At 67.0% G+C, this 4,085-nt stretch carries 5 protein-coding genes and 1 pseudogene; all 6 read right to left on the bottom strand.

Translation table 11 applies throughout. From position 1 onward, the window contains the following. The coding region (locus VE759_RS11925; protein WP_324932205.1) for a DUF222 domain-containing protein at positions 1–420 on the bottom strand (420 nt) is incomplete at its 3' end. A 120-nt stretch (positions 421–540) separates the two neighbouring features. Beyond that, positions 541–1,090: pseudogene (locus VE759_RS11920) on the bottom strand (pentapeptide repeat-containing protein). A 3-nt stretch (positions 1,091–1,093) separates the two neighbouring features. Further along, positions 1,094–1,675, bottom strand: a complete 582-nt coding sequence (locus VE759_RS11915) for an ATP/GTP-binding protein (RefSeq protein ID WP_324932203.1) — start codon at positions 1,673–1,675, stop codon at positions 1,094–1,096. Beyond that, positions 1,656–2,030: a DUF742 domain-containing protein gene (locus tag VE759_RS11910; protein WP_324932200.1), complete on the bottom strand. Its 375-nt coding sequence runs from the start codon at positions 2,028–2,030 to the stop codon at positions 1,656–1,658. Before VE759_RS11910 ends, VE759_RS11915 begins: the two co-directional genes overlap by 20 nt. Before the next feature lie 6 nt (positions 2,031–2,036). Beyond that, entirely contained in the window at positions 2,037–2,450 is a 414-nt protein-coding gene (locus VE759_RS11905; protein WP_414687892.1) for a serine protease inhibitor, read from the bottom strand. Beyond that, positions 2,447–4,085, bottom strand: a 1,639-nt coding sequence (locus VE759_RS11900) for a sensor histidine kinase (RefSeq protein WP_324932198.1), incomplete at its 5' end; no start/stop codon positions are given. The genes VE759_RS11905 and VE759_RS11900, both read right to left, overlap by 4 nt.

The raw sequence follows: 4,085 nt of genomic DNA, 5'->3' as shown, positions 1-4,085 counted from the left end.
CTGCTTGAAGAACCGGCGAATCTCGCCCACATGGGCGTTATTGATCTGTCCGGCCCGCTGGGCCGCCGCGGTGGCCGGCCACCACGGCCCCAACGGCTCACCGGTCAACGAGGTGCGCGGGCCCAGCTGCTCGGCATCGCGGACCCGCCGGCGGGCCTCGGCCGGGGTGATGCGCAGCCGATCGGCCAGCACCCTGGGCAGCGACCCGCCCAGCTCGGCCGGGTCGGCATGCTCGCCGATCTGGTTGATCAACTCATGGCCGGCGCTCGGCAGACGCCGCGCGGCTTTTTCCTGCCGCTCCAGCATGTTCAACTGCTCGCGGGTACTCAACGCGTCGAACGGCACCGCCTCGATAAGCGCCAACGCACCATCCAGCGCGTCACAAGCCGCAACGGCCTGTTCGGCGGCATCCGAATCCATACCCCGACACTATCGACACACCCGACAACCCGGCCCCGCCATCCACAGGCAAAACCACTGTGGATAAAGAACTTTCGCCACCGGCGACTCGTCGGATGCCTGTGGTATGGGCGTATCGTCCTACTCGCCGCGTATGTCGAGGCCATGCGCGGCCGGCGTAGGCCAGCGCCTGAGCGACGTCGATCCGGGCGCCGGACAACGTCGCCGTCGTCCACAGCGACGGGTCGGCGACCGCCCCGCGCAAGTCGGCCTCCTCCAACCGTGCGCCGATTGTCCGCGCCCCGCGCAGATCGGCACCGGTCAATACGGCCTTACGCATGTCGACTTCCACCAGGCTGGTTTCTCGTAGGCGGCAGCCGCTGAGATCGACGTCGCGCAGGTCGCAGCCGCCGAGAACGGCAAGTGTGAAATCGACCTCGTCCAGGGTCAGCGGCCGCAGCCGGCATCCCGTGAAGACCGAACTCAACAGGCTGCACTGGCGAAAAACACTATGCCACAACGTGGTCCGGCGAAACAAGCAGTTGCGGAATGCGGACGCCTTGTGTTCGGACTCGGCGAGATTAGCGCCACTGAAGTCGCATTCGACGAACACCACACGCTCGGTGCGCAGCCGCGTCAGGTCATGGTCTCGAAAGTCTTGGCCATTGAACTCGCGATCGGCCAAGTCCATCGGTCAGCGCGGCAGCGGCGTCAGCTTTGCCAGCGCATATTCGGCGATCGCGATCAATGCGTCCTTCGCGGACTGGCGCTCACGCGCGTCGACGGTGATAACCGGAACGCCATCGGTCAGCATCAGGGCCCGGCGCACTTCCTCGCTCGGATATCTTGGCGCGCCGTCGAATTCGTTGATGGCGATCAGAAACGGCAAGCGACGGGCCTCGAAGAAGTCCACCGGGGCGAAACTGTCCTCCAGTCGACGACAATCAACCAGGATCACCGCACCGATCGCGCCACGGACCAGGTCGTCCCACATGAACCAAAACCGGCGCTGGCCCGGCGTGCCGAACAGATACAGCACCAGGTCTTCGTCGAGCGTGATCCGCCCGAAATCCATTGCGACCGTTGTGGTTCTCTTCGCAGGGGTGGCGGCCAGCTCATCCACACCCACGGACTCGTTGGTGACCATGGCTTCGGTGCGCAGCGGCATGATTTCCGAGACGGCGCCGACGAAGGTCGTCTTTCCGACCCCGAACCCGCCGGCGACGACAATCTTCGTGGACGCGGCGCCACGCTGTTCAGAGTGCGCGTAAGCCACGAAGCGTCCTTCCTATCAACTCTCGCCGCTCCTCTACCGTAGACCGCTCGGTCAAGGTCGTGCGCACCTGCAAGTAGCCCGACGTGACGAGGTCGCCCACCAACACCCGAGCGACACCGAGCGGCAGGTTCAGGTGCGCGGAGATCTCGGCGACCGATGGGCTGTCCGCACACAGCTCCACAATCTCTCCTCGCACGTCGTTGGCGGGCCAGCGGTGGTGCCGCGCCGACTCCAGTGCTTCGATCGGCGCCTCCAGCGGAAGGTCGACAGTCGAACCGGTTCGGCCGGCCGTCAGAGTGTACGGCCGTACCAGGTTCGGTTCACTCTCGGATGCCGACCAATCCAGCGGGTCCATCGTGGCTCACGAGGGTTGAGGGGTGCGCCGCTTGGATCGGACAACACCGCCGACACGTTCGACGAGAATCGCCATCTCGTAGCCAATCTGACCGATGTCACATGAGGTCGACGCGAGCGTCGCCAGGTGAGAGCCGTCACCGACGCGCATCAGCAAGAGATAGCCGTTTTGCATCTCGACCACCGACTGCAGCACTTGGCCGCCCTCGAACAGTTGCGCGGCGCCGGTGGCGAGGCTGGCCAGACCCGAGGCTACGGCGGCCAGTTGTTCGCCGCGCTCCTGCGGCAGGTGCTCGCTCGCCGCGACCAGTAGCCCGTCCGCCGACACCAGCACGGCGTGTGACACGCCGGGTACCTCGCGCGCGAAATTCGACACCAGCCAGTCCAGCGACTTGTCCTGCATGGACCGGGGGTAGGTCATTCGGTTTCCGTTCCTTCGTTCGCTTCGCGGGCGTGGGATCGTCCCGCATGCACACCACCGAAATGGTTGCTGATAGACGCGCGAACCGCGTTGGGGTCGCGCAGCGGAACTGGGTCGCCCAATTCGTGGCGGCCGTAGTGGAAGCCGCCGGTCGATGCTACCTCGTCGTAGTCGGGTTTGCTGTGGGCACCATTGCCGCGCCCCGCGTCGATGCCTTCGGCGGACCCGGGCACCAGGCGTGCGCCGGGCTCGCGTACCGGTAATCCCTGCTCGGTGCGCGACCGCACGGGCGTTTCGTCGGCTTGTTCGGCCGCGGCCCAGCCGTGGTCCCACACCGACTGCCACGATTGCGGGGGTTCGGTCAACGCGCTGAAGTCCACCAACCACTCGGAGACCATCTTCTTGAAGATCGGGCTGTCATCGTCGTCCGGGTGCTGCGCAAACGCAGGCGTCCGCTTCCCGGACGATGGCAAGACCGGCTCGCCGACCTCCGCATCTGGTGCACCCGGCTCGAAGACGTCGGGTTCGTGGGCATGGCCCGCGGCGCCGTTGCCCGCCACCTGGGCACGAGACGCGAAGAACCTCGATGTATCGGTCGGCGCTCTCGGCGGCTCTTGCCGCTGCGGCCCAATCGCGCCAATTCCACTCGCGCCCGGCTTTCGGCGTGGCAAAGACGAAGACGAATCCGCCGGCCCCGAGCCATTGACATACGGCTCGCCTGACAACTCGTGATCCGTGTGGAATACGCCGTGCTCCTCGGTCGGGTAACCCATTCCGTTGGCCGACGGCGCTTCGGTGACCGCCTCGCCGACGATGTGCTGCGGCCTGGTATGCGCGGGGACGGCGTGGCGGATGATCAGCTCGGCCGGCAGGTACACCCCGGCGGTCGTGCCCGAGCCCGGCTCGCCGGCGACGGAGCTGCGCAACCGCACCACCAGGCCGTGCTGGGCCGCCAGCCGACCCACCACGAACAGGCCCATGTGCCGCGCCGCGTACGGGGTCACCTCGCCGCCGGACTTCAGGCGGGTGTTGGCCATTCGCAGATCACCCTCGGTCATGCCGAGCCCGATGTCGCTCACCTCGATGACGAGCCCGCGGTTTCCGGTGTGCACCGCCGAGACCCGCACGGGCGAGGTCGGCGGCGAATAGCGCAGCGCGTTGTCGAGCAGTTCGGCGAGCAGATGAATCACGTCGGCGGTCGCGGTGCCGACCAGTGAGCTGTCCGGCACCGTCGACGTCGTGACGCGGCGGTAGTCCTCGACCTCGGAGGCGGCGGCGTTGATCACCGCGGCGAGCGGCATGGGCTCGGCCTGCTCACGACGAATGGTGGCGCCGGACAGCACCAGCAGGTTGGCGGCGTTACGGCGCATCCGCGCGGCGAGGTGGTCGAGCCGGAACAGGCTGTCGAGCCGCTGCGGGTCGCCTTCGTTGCGCTCCAGGCGATCGATGAGCGAGAGCTGCTGATCGACGAGCGTGCGGCTGCGCCGCGACAAAGTCTCGAACATGTCCGCGATCTGGTGTTGCAGGGCGGCCTGCTCGCCGGCCAGCAGCAGCGCCTGCTCATGCAGCTCGTCGACCGCGTGCGCGACCTGCCCGATCTCCTCGGAGGTGTACACCGGAATCGGCTCGATCGGC

Source organism: Mycobacterium sp., assembly GCF_035640695.1.
Classification (GTDB): Bacteria; Actinomycetota; Actinomycetes; order Mycobacteriales; family Mycobacteriaceae; genus Mycobacterium.
Note: the sequence above shows the minus strand (reverse complement) of the source record. Positions and strands in the feature narration are given on the sequence as shown.